Below are 19,103 nucleotides of genomic sequence, written 5' to 3'. Positions count from 1 at the left end.
TGTTCATTCCATCTCTCCCATGCAATGGGAGAGGGCATTGAGGTTCAAATTACGATCTGTCGCATATTGAACTGCTGACCCTCTCCCCCAACCCCTCTCCCGCATGGCGGGAGAGGGGAGCTAAACCCTCTCACTCTCCGCCGTTCCTGATGGCGTCGATCCGCTCCCGCGTCAGTGGGTGCGTCGTGAAGAATCCGCTTTCCTCATCTTTGGCCGCCTGCTTGCGGCCGCCTCCCGTGTGGGCATCCTCTAGCTGCTGCAGCGCGTCCGCCAGCGCGGTCACGGGCAGCCCGTTGTCGCGCAGCACTTCCACGGCGAATGCATCGGCCTCGCGCTCGTGATCGCGCGAGTAGCGCATCGACAGCATCGCGGCCGGTACCGTGGCCAGCATCGTGGAAATATCGCCGAACATGTACGCCGCCAGCGCGCCCACTGCCGAAGCCTGAAACACTTGCTGCAGGCCATGGCGTTGCGCCACGTGCCCGGCCTCGTGGGCAAGTACGCCCATCATGCCCGCGCCGGTGCCGACCAGCTTGACCAGTTCGTCGGTGACGACGATCGTGCCGCCCGGTAACGCCAGCGCATTGGCGCCGAGGCGGCCGCCCTTGCGGAACAGGATCTGGTAGTCGTGACCCGGGTCGTCAGGGCGGCGCAGTGCGGCGAAGTTGTCGCGGATGCGCCGCTGGTCGGCCTCGGGCAGGCGGGTCGGCGTGACCAGTCCATGGTCCAGGCTATCGAGCGTGGCCTGGCCAAGTTTGGCCTCGATCGACGGCGGCACGGTCCGGGCGGCCACAGCAGCCGCCCACGGCAGCAGATAGAAATACGAAAACACCACGAACGCCACGAGCCCGAGCAGCGATAGCCCCGCCAGCCGCCAGCTGTTCTGCGCGCGAGAGACCAGCCCTTCGCGATATCCGGTGGCCGCAAGCATCGTCTCGAACGTCGCGTGGTCGGTGATCTCGCAATAGGCGCCGTCTTCGAACGTGACAAGCCGTGGCGCGCGCTTGGTGCGTTCCGAGACGCGCAGCGAAGCCAGCGGAGCGCGCCGCAACTCCACACCGTCGGCATCGTGCAGGATGGCCTGCCCGCTGCTGACAATCAGCACCACCGGGTGGGCGCGTGACGAACGGGTGTCGAAGTACTGCGCGGCGACCATGGCTGATTCCCGGGGTGTCCGTCAGAGTGCGATGTCGATGTCGTACCAGTCGACCGCCGCTTCGCCAAGCGCGCCGACCTGTTGCTGCTCGCCAGCGACGAATGCATCGAGCGGCCCCGCGGCGATCATCGTTACCGATTCCACGCGATAGCGCGTCGAGCGCACGCGTGCAAACGGATAGAACAGGCCCAGCGTCAACGCGGTGAGAATGAAGTTCGTCAGTACGATGCCGAACAACTGGCCCGCGCGCACCTCGCTGCGGAAGCGATGCGGGGCCAGCGTGGTGTTATTCCACACCAGGTTCTGGAGCCTGGCCGTGAAATACGGCCCGATCAGCATCAGGCCGAGGTACAGGCCGATCGTCATCATGCCGAAGACCATGGCCATCGCAGCCGGGGTGCGCCCCGCCGCTGCGGCGAGCGAGCCGCCCACCAGACCGCCCACCAGACCGCCGCCGATCAGGAAGATCGCCACAACGAATGCCGTGCGCAGGTAGACGCCGTAGAACGCACTGGCCGTGGCCTCGAACGCGAACGGCGCGGTGCCGAAGCGCGTGTGGTTGTGCTGGTAGCGCTTGAAGCGCTGATGTGCGAATGGCGCCAGCAGATAGAGCGACAGCACGGTCAGGATCGGCCAGAGCAGGAATACCTTGTAGCCCTCGGCGTCCTTGCCGGTGAACGCAAATCGCAGGCCGCGATAGCTGGAATTGGCCATGCGGAAACGCAGCGAGCGCACCAGCAGGTACGGGAACACCGCCGCCAGCGCGATCGCAAGGACAAGCGCCAGGATCGGTGCGACATGGATGGCGGCCTTGTATGCCAAGACCATTACAAAAATGATCGCGCGGCCCTTGAGAATGGCCGTGGGACGGCCGTGATAGTCGAACGTTGCGCCGTCGAGGCGCGTGTTGCGATAGAAATACTGCAGCGTGCGGACCTTTGCCCATGCCGAGTAGATGCCCAGCGTGACAATCGACAGCAGCGCGTTGACGATCCAGATGCGGAAGAACTCGGAACCCGAGCCGGTGAACGACAACTGCAGATTCCGCGGTGCCGATTGCGCCATGCCGAATGCCGACGTGCCGTCGCCGATGTAATGGCTTCCCTGAAAATTGTCTTGCATGTGACCTCTCCGAGATATTGGTGGGGCCGGATACCTTCGCCCGCCCTCGTTTCATTTTTGCAACCGATTGGACGCCCGCATTCGTGCGGTGAGCCACACATTCTCACATTTCCGCATGTCGCGACCATCACAAATCGCTTGTTTCACCGCACCGGCTACATCCGGCAGGGTAACCGAGGTCGTAACGGTGGAGAAACATCTTGTTACATGCTCCGGCTAATGTAACAAGTCTCGGACCGTCCGCCTCAATAAAATCAACGACTTGACATGGATGGCATGGTCCTCGCTATACAGCCTGTTACAACAAACGGGTCGGGACTGGAAAAGTCCACGGAAGCATCGGAGGGAGAGCGTGCACGGTGATGCGCGGATGCGACCGCAACCGACGGAAAAGCCAAGCGGGAAAATTGGCACCGCAGTATGGGTGCTTGAACGGGGGCAGGCGCGGGGGCAGCGCCAGCATGCAAATCTGACCCACGCGTGCCGGGCACACTTAGCCTGGTACCGATAAGACTGGTCATTGGCGGTTCTTTCAGGTGCGGGCAATCTTTCTGCAGGGAGGCAGGAGGGTTGCCCGCCACACCTCTCGTCCCTTCATCCCTTCATCCCTTCATCCATTCCGAAATCCCCGAAGTCCGGCAAAGCCAGGCCTGCCGCAACGATGCCGCTTTGCAGCATCGAAACTCCTTGCGACGTTGAAGCCCTTCTCCATAATTATGAATTATTGCGGCGTATGCGCCGCTCGATGATGACATCGAAGGGGCTTCATGCGGATCGTCCAGCAGGCGCTTTACCTTGAAGTTGCCGACCGGCTGCGTGCCATGATCGACGACCACACGCTCATGCCGGGCGCGTGGATCGACGAGGTGGCGCTGGCGGCCTCGCTGGGCACCTCGCGCACACCCATGCGCGAGGCACTCAAGGTACTCGCCGCAGAAGGGCTGGTCCGCCTGGAACCGCGTCGCGGGTGCTTCGTCAACGCGCTGACCGAGCAGGATCTCGACGATATCTTTCCGCTGATGGCCTTGCTCGAAGGGCGCTGCGCCTATGAGGCCGCGCGCAATGTCACGCAGGCGGATCTGGATGCGCTTGAAGGCTTGCACGCCGAACTGGCGCGCTACGCGCAGGAGGGCGACATCGATGCCTATTACGAGACCAACTACCAGATCCACGAAGCGATCCAGCGGCTGGCCGGCAACCGGTGGCTGTCGGGCGTGGTCAGTGACCTGCGCAAAGTGCTGCGCCTGTCGCGGCACAAGAGCTTGAAATTGCCTGGGCGCATTCAGGAATCGTGCGCGGAGCATATGTCGGTGTTCTCCGCATTGAAGGCCCATGACCCCGAAGGCGCCGAGGCACTGATGAAGACGCACGTGCTGCGCCAGCGTGGCGCGCTGCGTGCGCTGGACAGTGCCGATCCGGACCCGGAAGCCGCGGGCCAGACTCGCCTGCGGCTTGCCGGACAGGACTGAAGGCCTGTCATCGATGAATCGATCCATCTCCTTTGCGCCCCTGCAGGATTTGCCATGACCGCCCTTGATCCCGCCGATAAAGAGAAAGTCAGCGCTCCGCTTGATGCCGCCGAGCCCGTGGCCGATGGGCTGCTCTCGCGCTTCGGGCGCTGGTGGGGCCGCAAGGGAGACGCCCACGCCACCGCGCCGGTGCCTGCCGAAGCGCACGAGGCGCGGGGCGCGCCCGCCCAGTCCGCGCGTGCAACCAAACGTCAACGCGAGCAACTGCGCCAGTGTTTCGATGCGCGGCTGACCGATGGCGCCGCAAACGCCGCGGCGCAGGCGTGGCAGGACGAGTACGAAGCCGCGCAGGAGCCGGTTCGCCAGGCAATGCTAGGTGTTCTGGCCGAGGTGGCGGCCGGCACGGCTGCGGCAGGCGCCCAGCCGGCAACGGCGTCGGGCTTGTCGCAGGCCCTGTCCAATGCGCGTATCCGCTTTTTCAAACGCTTTGCCGCGCAGCACGGCCCGCGCGGCAACAGTGCATGCGGGCTGCATTTCCTGATCCGACTGCGTGCGGACATGCTGCGCTGGCACAAGCGCGTTCCCGGTCTGCGCGAACTGGACGAAGACCTGGAAGCGTTGTTCTCGAACTGGTTCGATGTGGGCCTGCTCGAGTTGCAGCCGATCACCTGGGATTCGCCCGCGTCGCTGCTCGAGAAGCTGATTCACTACGAGGCCGTGCACGAGATCTCGTCATGGACGGACCTGCGTAACCGGCTCGATTCCGACCGGCGCTGCTACGCGTTCTTCCATCCGCGTATTCCGCGCGAGCCACTGATCTTTGTCGAGGTCGCGTTCGCCCCGGAAATGGCTGCCAACGTGCAGGTGCTGCTTGACGAGGCCGCACCGCTGGAGGATCTGCGCCACGTGAAGTGGGCCATCTTCTATTCGATTTCGAACACACAGGCAGGGCTGCGCGGCGTGAGCTTCGGCAACTTCCTGCTCAAGCGCGTGATCGAGGAGCTGCAGCGCGACCATCCCAAGCTCAAGCAGTTCGCCACGCTTTCGCCAATTCCCGGGTTTGCGGACTGGCTGCGCAAGCAGGATGGGGAATCGATCGAACGTGTGCTTGGCGCCAGGCGGCTGGCGCGCTGGCGCGAGCAGCATGGGGAGGCGAGTGCCGATGTGCCTGCCGACGGCGCGGCATGGTTCAGCGTGCTGTCAGCAGATGCGCAGGACCCGGTCACGCGTGATACGGCCATGACGCTGGCCGCGCACTACCTTGTGCGCGAGGGCGGCAAGGGCGTGCCCGCGGACCCGGTGGCACGCTTCCATCTTGGCAACGGCGCATGCGTTGAGCGCCTGAACTGGGCTGCAGACCTGTCGCGCAAGGGTATCGCGCAATCGTGCGGCATGATGGTGAACTACCTTTACGTGCCGGAGGCACTGGATGACAATCTGGCACGCCTTGGCCGTGGCAATCCGCGCATGAGCAGGGCAGTGGCAAAACTGCTGTGACCCTGGGTCGGTCACGCTTGGGTTGGTCACGGTACGCGCCGGGCAGTACACGCCGGGTGCATTTTTTTGTCGGGTGATTTGCAGCAAGCAGTACTTCGATTGACTTTCCGCATAAGTAGAGAGAGGAGACAGTACATGAATCGACGTCAGCGCAGTCTGACCGCGTTCGCGCGCACTTTGGCAGTAGCCGGCCTCGTGGCCGGTGCAGGGGTCAGCAGTTTGTATGCACCGGCCGCGCAGGCCGATGCATGGCCGAGCAAGCCGGTCACGGTCATCGTGCCGTTCCCGGCCGGCGGCGGTACGGACGCGTTCGCGCGGCCATTGACCGCTCAGTTGTCGAAGCAGCTCGGCAAGCAGTTCATCATCGACAATCGTGGCGGGGCGGGTGGAACGGTGGGCGCCAGCATCGCTGCCAAGGCCGCCCCCGATGGCTACACGCTGCTCATTGGCGGCGCGCATCATGCGATCGCACCGTCGGTCTACAAGAAGCTCGACTACGACATCGAGAAGGACTTCATTCCCATCACCGTGATTGCCCAGCCGCCGCAAGTGATCGTGGTCAATCCGGCCAAGGTCCAGGCCAGTGGGGTGAAGGATCTGATTGCCTATGCCAAGGCCAATCCCGGCAAGCTTAACTATGCGTCCGCCGGCAACGGCTCGTCGCACCATCTGGCTGGCGAACTGTTCAAGCTGCAGACCCAGACCGACCTGATCCACGTGCCGTACAAGGGCGCCGGCCCGGCGCTGTCGGACCTGATGGCCGGACAGGTGGACCTGATGTTCGATGGCCTCGGCTCATCGTCGCAATATATCCGCTCGGGCCGCATCAAGGCGCTGGCGGTGGCATCGAAGACGCGTTCCGCCACGTTCCCGAATGTGCCGACGGCGGCTGAGGCAGGGTTGCCCAACTACGACGTGTCCACCTGGTACGCGCTGTGGGCACCCAAGGGTACGCCGAAGGAGATCATTGACAAGATCTACGTCGAGACCACCAAGGCGTTGAATTCCCCGGAAATGAAGCAGATCTGGCTGCAGAACGGCTCGGAGATTCCGCAGTTCACACCGGAGCAGTTCGCGCAGTTCGAGCATGCCGAGATCAAGCGATGGGCAGACGTGGTGCAGCGCTCCGGCGCGAAGATCGACTGATGAGCGGCACGGTCACGTTCTCGCGCGATGGTTCGACGGCAGTTGTCACGCTGTCGAATCGGGGCAAGCTCAATGCGATCTCGGTCAGCATGTGGCAGGCGCTGGCCGCCGGGTTCGCCACGCTGGCGGCGGACGCGTCACTGCGCTGCGTGCTGATACGCGGCGCCGACGGCAACTTCGCGGCCGGTGCCGACATCGCCGAGTTTCCGACTGTGCGTGGCGACGAGGCCGCGGTGCGCCGCTACCACACCGAAATCATCGCGCCGGCGTTGCGGGCGATTGCGGAATGCCCGCACCCGACGCTGGCGGCGATCGAGGGCGTGTGCGTTGGGGGCGGCCTCGAGATCGCCTGCAATTGCGACTTGCGCATCGCCGCGGCGGGCAGCCGCTTCGGCGTGCCGATCAACCGGCTTGGTTTCCCGATGGCGCCGGGCGAGTTACGCGGCCTGCTGGCACTGGTGGGCCGTGCGGCGACGCTCGAGATCCTGCTGGAAGGTCGCGTGTTCGATGCCGCTGAGGCCCAACGCAAGGGCATGCTGACGCGCGTGGTACCCGAATCGGCCATGCACGATGAAGTGACGGCTACCATCCAGCGCCTGAGCGCGGGCGCGCCGCTGGCGGCCCGCATCAACAAGGCGACGATCCGCCGCCTGGCGCCTGAACCAGCGCCACTGACCGAGGCCGAACTCGACGCGCATTTCGCCTATGTCAGCAGCCGCGACCATGCCGAGGGCGTGGCCGCGTTCCTGGCGCACCGGCCTCCGGATTTCACCGGGGAGTAAGATGGCGGCCGCCGGGCTATCATTGCCGGCTGCCTGTGCCATCGTGCCGCTCCGGGGCCGCTTTTCCCTGCATTCCGTACCTGTCCCGTACCTGTCCAGTCCTTGTCCCGCACCATGAACGCCAACCTGTTCGCCCTGTTCGAATCCCGCTTTCCTGCCGACCGCTCCGCATGCTGCATCGAAACGCATGACGGCCTTTATTACTCGTGGGACGACCTCGACCGCGCCACGGCCAAGCTGGCCAACCTGCTGACCGCGCTGAAGCTCCCCGCCGGTTCGCGTGTTGCCGTGCAGGTAGAGAAGTCGCCGGAAGCACTGTTCCTGTACCTGGCCACGCTGCGCGCGGGCTACGTGTACCTGCCGCTGAACACTGCCTACCAGGAGGCCGAGATCGACTACTTCGTCGGCAACGCCGAGCCGGACGTGGTGGTCTGCAGCAGCAACAACTTTGGCTGGGTGTCGAAAGTGGCATTCCGGCACGGTACCGGACACGTATTCACGCTCGACGACAATCGCACCGGTTCGCTGCTGCAGCGCGCGGCGGTGCAGCCCGATACGTTCGACACCGTGGAGCGTGCCGACGACGACCTGGCCGCGATCCTGTACACGTCAGGCACCACGGGCCGCAGCAAGGGCGCGATGCTGACGCACCGCAACCTGGCATCGAACGCGCAGACGCTGCATGAGTACTGGGGCTGGCGCAGCGACGACGTGCTGCTGCACATGCTGCCGATCTTCCACGTGCACGGCCTGTTCGTGGCGTCGCACGGCGCACTGCTGGCCGGCGCCAAGATGATCTGGGCGCCGAAGCTCGACATGGGTCAGGTGCTGAAGTATCTGCCGCGCGCCACGGTGATGATGGGCGTGCCCACGTACTACGTGCGCATGCTGCAGGAGCCGCGCTTCGATAAGGACGTCTGCCGCAATATGCGCCTGTTCGTGTCGGGCTCGGCGCCACTGCTGCTGGAGACGTTCGACGCATTCCGCGAGCGTACCGGCCACACGATTCTTGAGCGCTACGGCATGAGCGAGACCGTGATGCTGGTTTCGAATCCGTACGACATGGCGCTTGGCGAACGAATCGGCGGCACGGTCGGCATGCCGCTGCCCGGCGTGTCGGTGCGCGTCATGAATGGCGAAGGGGAGATGTGCGAGCCCGGCGTGATCGGCAATGTGGAGGTCAAGGGCCCGAACGTGTTCAAGGGCTACTGGCGCATGCCCGAGAAGACTGCCGAGGAGTTCACTGCCGATGGGTGGTTCAAGACCGGGGACGTGGGCCGCTTTGGCGGCGCGCTGGTCGGTCAGGCCGGCGAGCGCAAAGTGCCGGACAACTACCTGACGATCGTTGGACGAAGCAAGGACCTGATCATCTCGGGCGGCTACAACGTGTACCCGAAGGAGATCGAGAGCTTTATCGACGAGATGCCGGGCGTGGTGGAATCCGCTGTGATCGGCGTGCCCCACGCAGATTTCGGCGAGGCCGTGGTGGCCGTGGTGGTGCGCAAGCCCGGCGTTGATATCGACGAGGTAGGCATGATCGGCACGCTGAAGAGCCGCATCGCCAATTTCAAGGTGCCCAAGCGCGTGCACGTGGTGGACGAACTGCCGCGCAATACGATGGGCAAAGTCCAGAAGAATGTGCTGCGCCAGCAGTTTGGGGCGATTTGAAGTTCCTATCGTTTGGCGCCCCTCTCCCGCACGCGGGAGAGGGGCGCAACCCCGAAAGCGTTCTCGCCTTACTTCACCATCTGCACCGAGCCGTTCACGGAAACCGTGACCTGGCTCTTGCCGCCTTCCACCGGAATCGGCGCGCCGGCATCGGACGACATGGCCTTTGCGGCGTACATGCGCGGCATCGGCATGACGCCGCCCGATTCGTTCAGTGAGACCTCGCGGATCGTGTAGCCGCTATAGCCGAACAGCTTTGTGGTCGCTTGCGCCTTGTCGCGGAACGCGGCCACGGCCTGGTCGGCCAGCTTCTGTTCAGCGGCCTGCCGCGCCTCGCGCGACAGCGAGAATGCGATGTTCTGTACCTGCATCTGGTTGGCCAGATCGCCGGCCAGCTTCGATACGGCAGCAAAGTCTTTCGACTTCAGGATCACCTCGGAGCGGCCGCGCCACGTGCTGATGCGGCCGTTGCGGTCGGTGTTCGGGTGGATCGTGAAGCCGCCCGACTGGGCCTCTACGCCGGATGTGCGCTTGGCCTGTGCCAGCACGGCCTGCGTGCGCGCGGAAAGCGCGTTCGAAATGGCGGTGGGCTCGGGGCCTTCCTGTTCGGCGGCCAGCGTCAGGTGTACGACGTCGGTCGCCACTTCGGTTGCGGCCTGCGCGGACAGGGACAGAACCCCTGACGGAGGTGCAACCGTCTGGGCGGTGGCAATGGCGGCGGTTGTACTCAGCAGCGATGCGGCCAGCAGTTTCTTCATATTGTTCTCCCGATCAAAGTGATGGCTATCAGACGCACAAGACCCGGGTTCGTTCCGTACGCCGCACACGCGCGGCTGTATTCGCGTGTTTTGCGTCTTTACTTCATCAGTTTTTCGGTGATAAAGCGCCATTCGGCCGGTGTGACCGGCGTGATCGACAGGCGATTGCCGCGTCGGAGCACGACCATGTCGGCCAGTGCGTCGTGTTCGCGCAGGGCCTGCAGCGGGATCAGCGCGCTCTTGCTCACGAAGTGCACGTCCACGAGCGACCAGCGCGGGTTGTCCTGCTTCGACGCGCTGTCGTAGTAGTCGCTCTTGGGATCGAACTGCGTGGGATCGGGATAGGGCTGGGAGCAGACCTCGGCCACACCGGCAATGCCGGGCTCGGGGCACGACGAGTGATAGAACAGGACGCCGTCGCCAATGCGCATCTGGTCACGCATGAAGTTGCGCGCCTGGTAGTTGCGCACGCCGGTCCAAGGCAGGGTGCCATTGCTGGCAAGGTCATCGATGCTGGCTTCGTCCGGTTCGGACTTCATCAGCCAGTACTGGCGGGCTCGCTGGGTCGAGGGAGGCGTCACGATACGGATCGGTCCGTCTATGAGCAATCAGGAAATGAGCAGTCAAGAAAAAAGGCGGTGGTTCATAAAACCACCGCCTTTTAGGGGGTCCCCGCCTCGGCCGCTGGGTCGGCATCCTGAACCCAAGTGAGGTTCAGAGTGGCTGCGGAAGTCGTATTTCGGGTACATCGCCCACTCAGGGAGTCCAGGCTCGGCCCAGACTATGAGTGCGGTAACGCGCTCGCCCACACGACATAATCCCGCACCATGCAATGCATATCGGTTCAAGGAGTTTATGACCCTCACGAACCAGGCAGGGAAACTGTCAAACGTCTGACTTTTTGTTCCTGTGCGTGCTCGACGCTCGGGATGTCAGACGTTTGCCGTTTCAACTAAGGATGGGATGGAAACGGCGGCCGGGCCCGATAACCCGACCATTCTGCTGCATCGGTCTTCATGCGCCGCGCAGTGGCTACACTATACACCGCGACGACAGTCATACCAAGTCGCACATGCCGCGTCGTTACATTTTCCACAACACCGCAGGCGCTGCGTGCACGGTGCGCGGCATCGGCTTCACATGCGGTGAGATTGGGCCGGCGCCGCGCAATTCAAGCTATCTGCCGATTTTCTTGCGGGTTTCCCGCAGCAGCGGGGGTCAGCGTGTGCCTACGTGCGCGTACTGGCGCAGCGCTTCGTCGGCGCGTTCGTTCAGTTCGCGGATGCGCGCACGTACCGCGTCGACGGGAATCGACCCGTCTTCTTCCTGCTTGCGGCGCAGTGCCAGCAGGTCCGAAGCGATGCTGATCGCCGCCATCACGGCCACGCGTTCCACACCCTTGGACGAGACGGTGCCCTTGAGCTTGTTCATCTTGTCATCAACCAGTGCCACCGCTTCGAGCAGTGCAGCTTCGTTGTCCGGCGCGATCGCGAAACGATAGGGCTGGCCGGCGATGTTCACTTCCACTTGCTTGTTGCTCATGCGTGTTCTCCGGGGGCTTGCTGCGTACCTTCCGATGCGGCGCGTGTACCGTCGCCAAGCAGGTCGAGCTGGCGCGCATCGCTGGCGGTGGGCAGCTTGTCCAGAATCGACTGGATGCGCAGTTGGGCTTCCTCGATCTTGATATTGAGCAGTTCGCGGTCGGCCGCCATGGCTTCGCGGTCCGCGCGCAACTGGCTCGCCTCGGCCTGCAGGCGGTCAATCTCCGCACGCAGCCGCTGGTTCTCCGCCGCCAGGGTGTCCGCGTGATGAAGCACGCGCCCGATCTTGGCGGCCAGTTGTTCGAGTTCGTTGAGCATAGTGCCTGTCGTGTCCGGTAGGAGTGTGGGTCAGGTTTCGGGATTCTAGCCGATGCACGCGTTACGGCCACAGCCAACGCGGCGGTTAAGACGCGCTTGTCGGCGCGAAGTTGCATCGATCTGTAACTATCGGCGCGCCTCCGGGCGTCAATCTTCGGTTATCGGCAGGTTGACCTGCCGCATTGACTCCGAATTTGAAACTCCCTACACTCGCGCTCGTTCCAGGTGCTCGCGCCCTGCTCATACAGGGCCGCAGTTCAACGGGAAACAGGGAGCCGGGCGCCGATTGCATATCGGAGCCAAGCCAACCTGTGCTGCCCCCGCAACGGTAAGCGACCGCGAACGCGCACCATGCGCGTCGCAGGGCCGGCCAACAGCCACTGAATCTGAATCGTCACGATCTGATCGGGAAGGCGGCCAGCCTGATGTCGTCAGCCCGGATACCGGCCTGAAGAACGCGGGCATGCTCATGAGCATGCCTCATCGCCATATGGCCCGCGGGGGAACGGGCCCGGCCGTTCTCTTCCATCCTGCAAATGCGTTCCACGCTATCCAGGCCGACCGTCGCGCAAAAGCCGCCGGTTCGCCCGTCCATGCCCGCCATTCTGGCGGCCATCGCCCTTTTCCCGTCCGCATCGGCCCTTGCGCAGACCGCACCGGCCGACGATTCGTCCGCCACCGCACCCACTGCCGCTGCGCCGGCCACCGCACCGACCACTACCGCACCGACCACTACCGCGCCAACTGTCAACGCACAGACGCTGGCACCCGTGGTGGTCACCGCTTCGCGTACTGAGCAAGCTGTGACCGAGGCGCTGCCGCACACCACGGTGGTGACCCAGGAGGACATCGTCAACTCGCAGGCGCCGGATTTGCGCTCGCTGCTGCGCAACCAGGCGGGGGTGGAGTTTTCGACCAACGGGGGCATGGGCTCCAACACCACGCTGTTCATGCGCGGCGCCAATTCGAACCAGGTGCTGATCATGATCGACGGCGTGCGCATCGCCGGCGTCAGCAATGGCAATGCGCAGATCGCCAATATCCTGCCCGACCAGATCGACCATATCGAAGTGGTACGCGGCAACGTCTCGGCGCTCTATGGCTCGGACGCCGTCGGCGGCGTGGTGCAGATCTTCACGAAGAACGGTGCGGGCCAGGCGCCCGCAGCCAATGCGCAGGTGGAATACGGCAGCAACAACACGCGCCAGGGCACGGTGGGCTACGGCGGTCAGGTGGGCGATACGTCGTTCAACGTGACCGGTTCGATGTTCAAGACCGACGGCTTTTCGGCGATCAACGCCGCGCAGTGGAACGCCGACAATCCGAAGAGTGCCGCGCTCGGTATCGGGCCGAATCCGAACAACAACCCATACGAGAACAAGAGCATCTCGGGCCAGGTCAAGCAAAAGCTCGGGCAGGACTGGGACGCCGGCGTCGCGGCCTACTATTCGAACAGCCAGCTTTCCTTTGACAACACATTCGGCAAGCCGACTGACGACAACCGCATGGACAGCGTGCTCTACACATTGTCCGCGTTCGTCAACGGCAAGGTGATGCCGGACTGGACCACGCATTTCAAGCTCTCGCAGAGCCAGGATCGTAGCGAAGGGACGCTGAACGGCCAGTTCAACAGCCTGTTCAACACGCGCACCCGCCAGTTCAACTGGCAGAACGAATACGCGCTGACGCCAAACCATACGCTGCTGTTCGGCACCGACTGGCTGCAGCAGGAACTGGATTCGAGTTCCTACACCGCGCCCACGCGTAATGTGTTCTCGGTCTATGGCGGGTACGAGGGCCGCATCGGCAAACATCAGATTCAACTGAACGCGCGTAACGATCACTACTCCGACTTCGGCGACCAGGCCAGCTTCTCCGCAGGCTATGGCTACTACGTGACCGATGCGGTCAAGCTGATCGGCAGGCTTAGCAACGCATTCCGCGCGCCGACGTTCAATGAACTCTACTACCCGTTCTTCGGCCAGCCGAACCTGCAGCCCGAACGCGCCAAATCGGCGGAGGTGGGCGTGCAGGTGGAAACAGCCCAGACCGGCCTGCTGCGCGTGACCGCATTTGAAACCCGTTACGACAACCTGATCGTCGCGGCGTTGCAGCCCAGCGGCATGTTCCTGGCCCAGAACGTGAACAAGGCCAAGGTGCAGGGTGTCGAAGGCTCGTGGCGCGCCAACCTGCTGGGCACCGATCTGGGTGCCAGCGTCACGTTCCAGAACCCGCTGGATGAAACCAACGATTCGCAGCTGCTGCGCCGCGCTCGTCGCTACGCGTCGTTCGACGTGGGCCGCAACTTCGGCAACTGGCGCTTCGGCGGCGAATGGCTGGTATCCTCGGCACGACTCGACAGCGGCCCGCGCACGCTGGGCGGGTACGGTATCGTCAACCTCAACGCCCGCTACAACATCGACAAGCAATGGTTCGTTGCCGCCCGTGTGGAAAACCTGTTCGACAAGAACTACCAGCTCGCCTACCCGTACAACACGCAGGGCCGGGCCGGCTTTATCACGCTGGGGTGGCGTCAGAAATGACGCCATGCGCGGATTGCCATGGCTGAACTGCGGCGTGCGCTGATCGTCTGGAGCGCCCTCGCGCTGGCGGGGCTGGCCGTGTTTGGCCTGTCGCTGGCGGTTGGCAGCGTGTCTCTGGATGCGGGGCAGCTCTGGCAGGCGCTGAGCGGGGCCGATACCGGCACGGCCGGCGCCATCGTGCGCGAGCTGCGGCTGCCACGCGCGGCCGCCGCGTTTGCATGCGGCGGCCTGCTGGCGCTGTCCGGTGCGCTGATGCAGGTGCTGCTGCGCAATCCGCTGGCCGAGCCCTATGTGCTCGGCGTGTCCGGTGGGGCGTCGACGGGCGCGCTGCTGTCGATGCTGCTGCTGGCGCCGCTCTGGACCGTGCAGGCCAGTGCCGCAGGCGGGGCGCTGTTGTCGATGGTGCTCGTCGCCACGCTCGCGCGCCGTGACCTGCTTCATCCGCAGGTGCAGGGTGGTCATCACGAAGCCGGCGCACGCCTGCTGCTGACTGGCGTGATCCTGGCCGCAGGGTGGGGCGCGGTGATCACGCTGATCCTTGCCATCGCGCCGGAATCCGGCCTGCGCGGCATGCTGTTCTGGCTGACCGGGGACCTCGGCGGCACAGCCGCCTATGGCGCGGCGCTGACAACGCTGGTGATTGCCTTGCTGCTGGTCATGCCGATGGCGCGGTCGCTCAACGTGATGCTGCTTGGAGAGACCGTGGCGCAATCGCTCGGCGTGCGCGTTGGCCGCGTGCGCCTGGCCACGTTCCTGATCGCTTCGTTCGCCATCGCCGCCGCCATCACCACGGCAGGCTCGATCGGCTTTATCGGCCTGGTGGTGCCGCATATCGTGCGTCTGGCCTGGGGCAACGACCAGCGCCTGCTGCTGCCCGCTTCTGTGCTGCTGGGTGGCACGTTGCTGATGGCGGCAGACCTGATCGCGCGCACGGTGATTGCGCCGACGCAACTGCCGGTGGGCGTCATCACAGCGCTGCTGGGCGTGCCTACCTTCCTCTACCTGCTGCTGCGGAGGCCGCGATGAGCCACTGGTCCGAGCCGCTGGCCGCTTGTCCCCAACTTGCGTTGCGCGATGTACGGCTGCGTGCCGGCAGTCGCGTACTGGTGGAAGGACTGTCGATGTCGATTGGCGCCGGTCAGCTCTGGTGCATCGTCGGGCCGAATGGTGTTGGCAAGTCCACGCTGATGGGCGTGCTGGCAGGGCTGCGCGCGCCAGACGGCGGCTCGGCCGAGGTCGACGAAGCTGCCATCACGCAGATTGCGCCGGCCACGCTTGCACGCCAGCGCGCCTACCTGCCGCAGGCCGTGCACGACACGTTTTCGATGATCGTCGAGGATGCCGTGCGCATAGGCCGGCATCCGCACCTGAACGGCTGGGGCTGGGGCAAGCGCGACGATGACCGCATCGTGCGCGATGTCATCGGCGAACTCGACCTCGATGGGCTGCGCGGCCGCGATGTGCTGACGCTGTCCGGCGGCGAGCGCCAGCGTGTATCGCTGGCCGCCGCACTTGTGCAGCAGGCGCCGCTGCTGCTGCTCGACGAACCGGTGGCCCACCTGGACCTGCGCCACCAGATCATGGTGCTGGACCTGCTGCAGCACCTGACCCGGGCGGGGCGGCATGCTGCAGTGGTGATCCTGCACGACCTGACGCTTGCGCATCGCTATGCGAGCCATGCGCTGCTGATGGCCGAGGACGGCCACGCCATCCACGGCCCCGCGCATGAAGTCCTTACCCCCGCGCAGTGCTCCCGTGCGCTGCGCACCCCGATTATCAGCATCAGCGACGGCCCGCATACCGCGCTGATTCCCGATGGAGACCAGACATGAGCGATACCCCGAACACTACCGACGGCGCTGGCCGCGACGAGCGCCACAAGGCGCGCATGGTGCGCAAGAAGGAAGTCGTCGATGCGAAGATCGCCGCCGCGCAGACCGAGCGCGGCGTGATCGTGATCACCACTGGCAATGGCAAGGGCAAGTCGAGTTCCGGCTTCGGCATGGTGGTGCGCGCAATGGGCCACGGCATGAAGACCGGCGTCGTCCAGTTCATCAAGGGCGCGTTCCCGAGCGGCGAGGAGATGTTCCTGCGGCGCTTCCCCGAGGAATGCGAATTCCATGTGATGGGCGAGGGCTACACGTGGGAGACGCAGGACCGCGCGCGCGACGTGGCCAAGGCCGAAGCGGCCTGGGAAGTGGCGCGGCGCATGCTGCGCGATCCATCGATCGACCTGATCCTGTTCGACGAACTCAATATCGCGCTGAAGCTGCACTATCTTGATCTCGACACCGTCATCGCCGATCTGCGCACCCGTCCGCCGATGCAGCACGTGGTCATCACGGGCCGCGGCGCGCCTCCGGCGCTGATCGAAGCGGCCGATACCGTGACCGACATGACACCGGTCAAGCACGCTTTCGAGCAGGGCATCAAGGCCCAGCCGGGCGTAGAAATGTAGGAGGCCGTTTCAAAATGATTCTGGCGTCGTTGCGGGGCCTTGTCGTACTACTTGTACTGTCTGCGGCCCCGCGTCTAGCCAGAACCGCTGCGCTTCATTTTGAAACAGCCTCTAATCTGAGTTTGAACGTTTGAACCATGGCAACCGAGATTTCCGCTGAGTTTTCCCCTGGGTTTTCCCAATACGCACTGACCCTGCCGCCGATCGCCGCGCTCGATGAATCGCTGCGCGCCACGCTCCAGGCCGCGATCGACGACAAGACCAAGCCGCCCGGCTCGCTGGGCCGGCTTGAAGCGCTCGCCATGCAGATCGGGATGATCCGCGAGGAGACCGTGCCCGAGCTGAACCGTCCGGCGATCATCGTGTTCGCGGGCGACCATGGCGTGGCCGATTCCGGCGTCAGCGCGTTCCCGGCGGAAGTGACGGCGCAGATGGTGCTGAACTTCCTGAATGGCGGTGCCGCGATCAACGTGTTCACGCGCCTGCATGGGCTGGCGCTGGAGGTGGTGGACGTGGGCGTGCGCGCGCCGCTGCCGGCGTCGCCCAGCCTGGTGAACTGCCGCGTGGCCAATGGCACGCGCAACTTCGTCGACGAGCCGGCCATGACGCCGGAACAGACCGGCGCGGCCATCAACGCTGGTATCGCACGTGTCTTGCGGCATGCGCAGCAAGGCACCAATGTGATCGGCTTTGGCGAGATGGGCATCGCCAATACATCGGCTGCGGCCTGCGTGATGAGCCGGCTGACGGGGCTGTCCCTGGAAGCCTGTACCGGCCGTGGCACCGGGCTTGACGATGCCGGCATGGCGCGCAAGCGCGAGATCCTGGCACGTGCACTGGCAAGGCATGCCGATGTCACCGCTCCACTGGACGTGCTGGCCACGTTCGGCGGCTTCGAGATCGCGGCGATGACGGGTGCGTACCTGGCCGCCGCGGCCAGCCGCATGGTGATCCTCGTCGATGGCTTTATCGCCTCGGCAGCGCTGCTGGTGGCCGCGCGGATCGATCCGAACGTGCTGCAGTACTGCGTCTTTTCGCACTGCTCGCACGAGCAAGGGCATCGTGCGCTGCTGGCTGAATTCAAGGCCGAGCCGCTGCTGGCGCTCGACCTGCGCCTGGGCGAGGGCACGGGTGCGGCGCTGGCGTGGCCGCTGGTGGCGTCCGCCGCAGCGTTCCTGCGCGAGATGGCGACGTTCAGCGGCGCGGGCGTCAGCAACGCATCGGCAAGCTAGGGTTGCACAATGGCCAACGAACTCCGCTTCTTCCTGACCGCCGTCGGCTACTTCACGCGCGTGCCGTTGCCGCAGCGGCTGGCGAGTTGGGTGGGGTTCGAGCCGCACTATCTGAACGCCGCGTCGCGCTACTTCCCGCTGGTAGGGCTGATCGTCGGCGCATTCGGCGCGCTGGTCACGTGGGGTGCGTTGGCGCTGTGGTCGCCGTCGGTGGCGGTCGTGCTGGGCATGGCCGCCACGCTGCTGTTCACCGGCGCGTTTCATGAGGACGGTCTGGCCGATTGCGTCGATGCGTTTGGCGGTGGGTATCGCCGCGAGGATGTGCTGGAGATCATGCACGACTCGCGCGTGGGTGCATTCGGGGCCATCGCCATCGTCGTGGCGTTGCTGCTGAAATGGCAACTGCTGGTGTCGGTGGATGAGTCGGGCGGCGTGCTGGTGCTGCTGGCGTTGCTTGTGGCTGCCCACGGCGCCAGCCGCGCGATGGCCATTACGTTCCTGGCCACGCATGACTACGTGCGTGCCGAAGGCAAGGCCAAGCCGGTGGCGCAGCGCCTGACCGGCGTCGGCCTGCTGTTCGCGTTGGCGTGCGGGGTACTGCCGCTGCTGTGGCTGTCCCCGCTGTTTGCCGGCGTGGTCATTGTGGTGCTGGCGGTGCTGCGTGCCATGCTCGGTGCGTACTTCGTGCGCCGCATCGGTGGCTATACCGGTGACTGCCTCGGCATGGCACAGCAGCTTGCGGAATTGTCGATCTACCTGGTGGCGGCAGCATGGACGTGGTCCTGATCCGGCATGCGCGCCCCGATGTGGCGCCGGGCGTCTGCTACGGCGCGCTCGATCTGAAGCTGGCGCAGCCAGTCACCCCCGAACCGGAGCGGATCGTGCGGATGCTTGACGGCTTGCCGGCATCGCGCCTGGTGACGAGCCCGGCAATGCGTGCAATCGAGACCGCATCATTGCTGGCGCAGCACACTGCTACACCAGCCTGCGAAATCGAGCCACGCCTGCGCGAACTGGACTTCGGCACGTGGGAAGGCACGCCATGGGATGCGATCCCGCGTGATGCGCTGGATCTCTGGGCGGCGGACCTGATGGGTGCGCGTCCGCATGGCGGCGAGAGCGCGCAGCAGGTGATGGCACGCGTGACGGCGTGGGCGGACACGCTTGATGCTGGATCGAGTGACTGCCTTTGGGTGGTGACCCATGCGGGACCGATGCGCATGCTGGCCGCGCACTGGCTTGGGCTGCCGCTGGCGCGGACGCTGCAGTGGCGGCTTGAATTCGGTGCAACCTGTCACTTCCGGTTGGAGGCAGGGCAGGCGCATCTGGGCTGGTGGAATCGGAGCGCCGGCATTTGATATGCCCTTGGTTTTCTCCCCTCTCCCGCAAATGCGGGAGAGGGGCGGGGGAGAG

18 protein-coding genes, 1 other RNA gene and 1 riboswitch are annotated in these 19,103 nt (G+C 64.7%); of the genes, 12 read left to right on the top strand and 7 right to left on the bottom strand.

Going from position 1 to position 19,103, the window contains the following annotated elements; genetic code table 11:
* Positions 1 to 130: 130 nt before the first annotated feature.
* Positions 131 to 1,156, bottom strand: coding sequence for a M48 family metallopeptidase (locus tag B552_RS0111440; protein ID WP_019449158.1), 1,026 nt, complete (start codon positions 1,154 to 1,156; stop codon positions 131 to 133).
* 21 nt (positions 1,157 to 1,177) lie between these two features.
* Complete coding sequence (locus B552_RS0111435; protein WP_237718193.1) at positions 1,178 to 2,221, bottom strand: YjgN family protein; 1,044 nt, start codon at positions 2,219 to 2,221, stop codon at positions 1,178 to 1,180.
* 824 nt (positions 2,222 to 3,045) lie between these two features.
* Here B552_RS0111435 and B552_RS0111425 point away from each other — a divergent pair.
* From B552_RS0111425 to B552_RS0111405, 5 genes are all read left to right on the top strand, one after another.
* A complete protein-coding gene (locus tag B552_RS0111425) occupies positions 3,046 to 3,747 on the top strand; it encodes a GntR family transcriptional regulator (RefSeq protein ID WP_019449156.1) in 702 nt (233 codons plus the stop codon).
* A gap of 54 nt (positions 3,748 to 3,801) precedes the next feature.
* A complete protein-coding gene (locus tag B552_RS0111420) occupies positions 3,802 to 5,244 on the top strand; it encodes a malonyl-CoA decarboxylase family protein (protein WP_019449155.1) in 1,443 nt (480 codons plus the stop codon).
* 135 nt (positions 5,245 to 5,379) lie between these two features.
* A complete protein-coding gene (locus tag B552_RS0111415; protein ID WP_019449154.1) occupies positions 5,380 to 6,390 on the top strand; it encodes a tripartite tricarboxylate transporter substrate binding protein in 1,011 nt (336 codons plus the stop codon).
* The gene (locus B552_RS0111410; RefSeq protein ID WP_019449153.1) at positions 6,390 to 7,172 is read left to right on the top strand and encodes an enoyl-CoA hydratase-related protein; all 783 of its coding nucleotides are present in this window, start codon (positions 6,390 to 6,392) and stop codon (positions 7,170 to 7,172) included. Before B552_RS0111415 ends, B552_RS0111410 begins: the two co-directional genes overlap by 1 nt.
* A 114-nt stretch (positions 7,173 to 7,286) precedes the next feature.
* Entirely contained in the window at positions 7,287 to 8,840 is a 1,554-nt protein-coding gene (locus B552_RS0111405) for an AMP-binding protein (RefSeq protein WP_019449152.1), read from the top strand.
* A gap of 68 nt (positions 8,841 to 8,908) precedes the next feature.
* On the opposite strand, the gene B552_RS0111400 is transcribed toward B552_RS0111405, so the two are convergent.
* The 5 genes from B552_RS0111400 to B552_RS0111385 form a co-directional block, all read right to left on the bottom strand.
* Positions 8,909 to 9,598, bottom strand: coding sequence for an SIMPL domain-containing protein (locus B552_RS0111400; protein ID WP_019449151.1), 690 nt, complete (start codon positions 9,596 to 9,598; stop codon positions 8,909 to 8,911).
* A gap of 98 nt (positions 9,599 to 9,696) precedes the next feature.
* Positions 9,697 to 10,137, bottom strand: coding sequence for an EVE domain-containing protein (locus tag B552_RS0111395; protein WP_019449150.1), 441 nt, complete (start codon positions 10,135 to 10,137; stop codon positions 9,697 to 9,699).
* 126 nt (positions 10,138 to 10,263) lie between these two features.
* Positions 10,264 to 10,481: non-coding RNA, 6S RNA (gene ssrS / locus B552_RS28405), on the bottom strand.
* 335 nt (positions 10,482 to 10,816) lie between these two features.
* On the bottom strand, positions 10,817 to 11,140 hold the full coding sequence (locus B552_RS0111390) for a cell division protein ZapA (protein WP_019449149.1): 324 nt from the start codon (positions 11,138 to 11,140) through the stop codon (positions 10,817 to 10,819).
* Positions 11,137 to 11,457 carry a hypothetical protein gene (locus B552_RS0111385; RefSeq protein WP_019449148.1) on the bottom strand — a complete coding sequence of 107 codons (321 nt, stop codon included), beginning with the start codon at positions 11,455 to 11,457 and terminating at the stop codon, positions 11,137 to 11,139. The genes B552_RS0111390 and B552_RS0111385 overlap by 4 nt, the downstream gene beginning before the upstream one ends.
* 206 nt (positions 11,458 to 11,663) lie before the next feature.
* Positions 11,664 to 11,924, top strand: a riboswitch (cobalamin riboswitch).
* Between the two features lie 126 nt (positions 11,925 to 12,050).
* Between B552_RS0111385 and B552_RS0111375 the strand changes: the two genes are divergently transcribed.
* From B552_RS0111375 to cobC, 7 genes are all read left to right on the top strand, one after another.
* Positions 12,051 to 14,000 carry a TonB-dependent receptor gene (locus B552_RS0111375; RefSeq protein ID WP_019449146.1) on the top strand — a complete coding sequence of 650 codons (1,950 nt, stop codon included), beginning with the start codon at positions 12,051 to 12,053 and terminating at the stop codon, positions 13,998 to 14,000.
* A gap of 18 nt (positions 14,001 to 14,018) precedes the next feature.
* The gene (locus tag B552_RS0111370) at positions 14,019 to 15,026 is read left to right on the top strand and encodes an iron ABC transporter permease (RefSeq protein WP_019449145.1); all 1,008 of its coding nucleotides are present in this window, start codon (positions 14,019 to 14,021) and stop codon (positions 15,024 to 15,026) included.
* Positions 15,023 to 15,832: an ABC transporter ATP-binding protein gene (locus B552_RS0111365; protein WP_019449144.1), complete on the top strand. Its 810-nt coding sequence runs from the start codon at positions 15,023 to 15,025 to the stop codon at positions 15,830 to 15,832. The genes B552_RS0111370 and B552_RS0111365 overlap by 4 nt, the downstream gene beginning before the upstream one ends.
* Positions 15,829 to 16,458, top strand: a complete 630-nt coding sequence (gene cobO / locus B552_RS0111360) for a cob(I)yrinic acid a,c-diamide adenosyltransferase (RefSeq protein ID WP_019449143.1) — start codon at positions 15,829 to 15,831, stop codon at positions 16,456 to 16,458. The genes B552_RS0111365 and cobO overlap by 4 nt, the downstream gene beginning before the upstream one ends.
* A gap of 137 nt (positions 16,459 to 16,595) precedes the next feature.
* Positions 16,596 to 17,690: a nicotinate-nucleotide--dimethylbenzimidazole phosphoribosyltransferase gene (gene cobT, locus B552_RS0111355; RefSeq protein ID WP_019449142.1), complete on the top strand. Its 1,095-nt coding sequence runs from the start codon at positions 16,596 to 16,598 to the stop codon at positions 17,688 to 17,690.
* Between the two features lie 9 nt (positions 17,691 to 17,699).
* Positions 17,700 to 18,476 (top strand): adenosylcobinamide-GDP ribazoletransferase, encoded by a 777-nt coding sequence (locus B552_RS0111350; protein WP_019449141.1) that lies wholly within the window; start codon positions 17,700 to 17,702, stop codon positions 18,474 to 18,476.
* Complete coding sequence (cobC, locus tag B552_RS0111345; RefSeq protein ID WP_019449140.1) at positions 18,461 to 19,048, top strand: alpha-ribazole phosphatase; 588 nt, start codon at positions 18,461 to 18,463, stop codon at positions 19,046 to 19,048. The genes B552_RS0111350 and cobC overlap by 16 nt, the downstream gene beginning before the upstream one ends.
* The last annotated feature ends 55 nt before the right edge of the window (positions 19,049 to 19,103 follow it).

The sequence above is a fragment of the Cupriavidus sp. BIS7 genome (assembly GCF_000292345.1).
Classification (GTDB): domain Bacteria; phylum Pseudomonadota; class Gammaproteobacteria; order Burkholderiales; family Burkholderiaceae; genus Cupriavidus.
The sequence above is the reverse complement of the archived record's forward strand: the minus strand, read 5'-3'. Positions and strand labels throughout refer to the sequence as shown.

Coding starts and splice junctions, on each gene's coding strand:
- B552_RS0111420 (WP_019449155.1), top strand. CDS start 3,802: ATGACCGCCCTTGATCCCGCCGATAAAGAGAAAGTCAGCGCTCCGCTT.
- cobT (WP_019449142.1), top strand. CDS start 16,596: ATGGCAACCGAGATTTCCGCTGAGTTTTCCCCTGGGTTTTCCCAATAC.
- B552_RS0111435 (WP_237718193.1), bottom strand. CDS start 2,221: ATGGCGCAATCGGCACCGCGGAATCTGCAGTTGTCGTTCACCGGCTCG.
- B552_RS0111425 (WP_019449156.1), top strand. CDS start 3,046: ATGCGGATCGTCCAGCAGGCGCTTTACCTTGAAGTTGCCGACCGGCTG.
- B552_RS0111375 (WP_019449146.1), top strand. CDS start 12,051: ATGCCCGCCATTCTGGCGGCCATCGCCCTTTTCCCGTCCGCATCGGCC.
- B552_RS0111400 (WP_019449151.1), bottom strand. CDS start 9,598: ATGAAGAAACTGCTGGCCGCATCGCTGCTGAGTACAACCGCCGCCATT.
- B552_RS0111415 (WP_019449154.1), top strand. CDS start 5,380: ATGAATCGACGTCAGCGCAGTCTGACCGCGTTCGCGCGCACTTTGGCA.
- B552_RS0111405 (WP_019449152.1), top strand. CDS start 7,287: ATGAACGCCAACCTGTTCGCCCTGTTCGAATCCCGCTTTCCTGCCGAC.
- B552_RS0111440 (WP_019449158.1), bottom strand. CDS start 1,156: ATGGTCGCCGCGCAGTACTTCGACACCCGTTCGTCACGCGCCCACCCG.
- B552_RS0111395 (WP_019449150.1), bottom strand. CDS start 10,137: ATGAAGTCCGAACCGGACGAAGCCAGCATCGATGACCTTGCCAGCAAT.
- B552_RS0111365 (WP_019449144.1), top strand. CDS start 15,023: ATGAGCCACTGGTCCGAGCCGCTGGCCGCTTGTCCCCAACTTGCGTTG.
- B552_RS0111385 (WP_019449148.1), bottom strand. CDS start 11,457: ATGCTCAACGAACTCGAACAACTGGCCGCCAAGATCGGGCGCGTGCTT.
- B552_RS0111390 (WP_019449149.1), bottom strand. CDS start 11,140: ATGAGCAACAAGCAAGTGGAAGTGAACATCGCCGGCCAGCCCTATCGT.
- B552_RS0111410 (WP_019449153.1), top strand. CDS start 6,390: ATGAGCGGCACGGTCACGTTCTCGCGCGATGGTTCGACGGCAGTTGTC.
- B552_RS0111350 (WP_019449141.1), top strand. CDS start 17,700: ATGGCCAACGAACTCCGCTTCTTCCTGACCGCCGTCGGCTACTTCACG.
- cobC (WP_019449140.1), top strand. CDS start 18,461: ATGGACGTGGTCCTGATCCGGCATGCGCGCCCCGATGTGGCGCCGGGC.
- B552_RS0111370 (WP_019449145.1), top strand. CDS start 14,019: ATGGCTGAACTGCGGCGTGCGCTGATCGTCTGGAGCGCCCTCGCGCTG.
- cobO (WP_019449143.1), top strand. CDS start 15,829: ATGAGCGATACCCCGAACACTACCGACGGCGCTGGCCGCGACGAGCGC.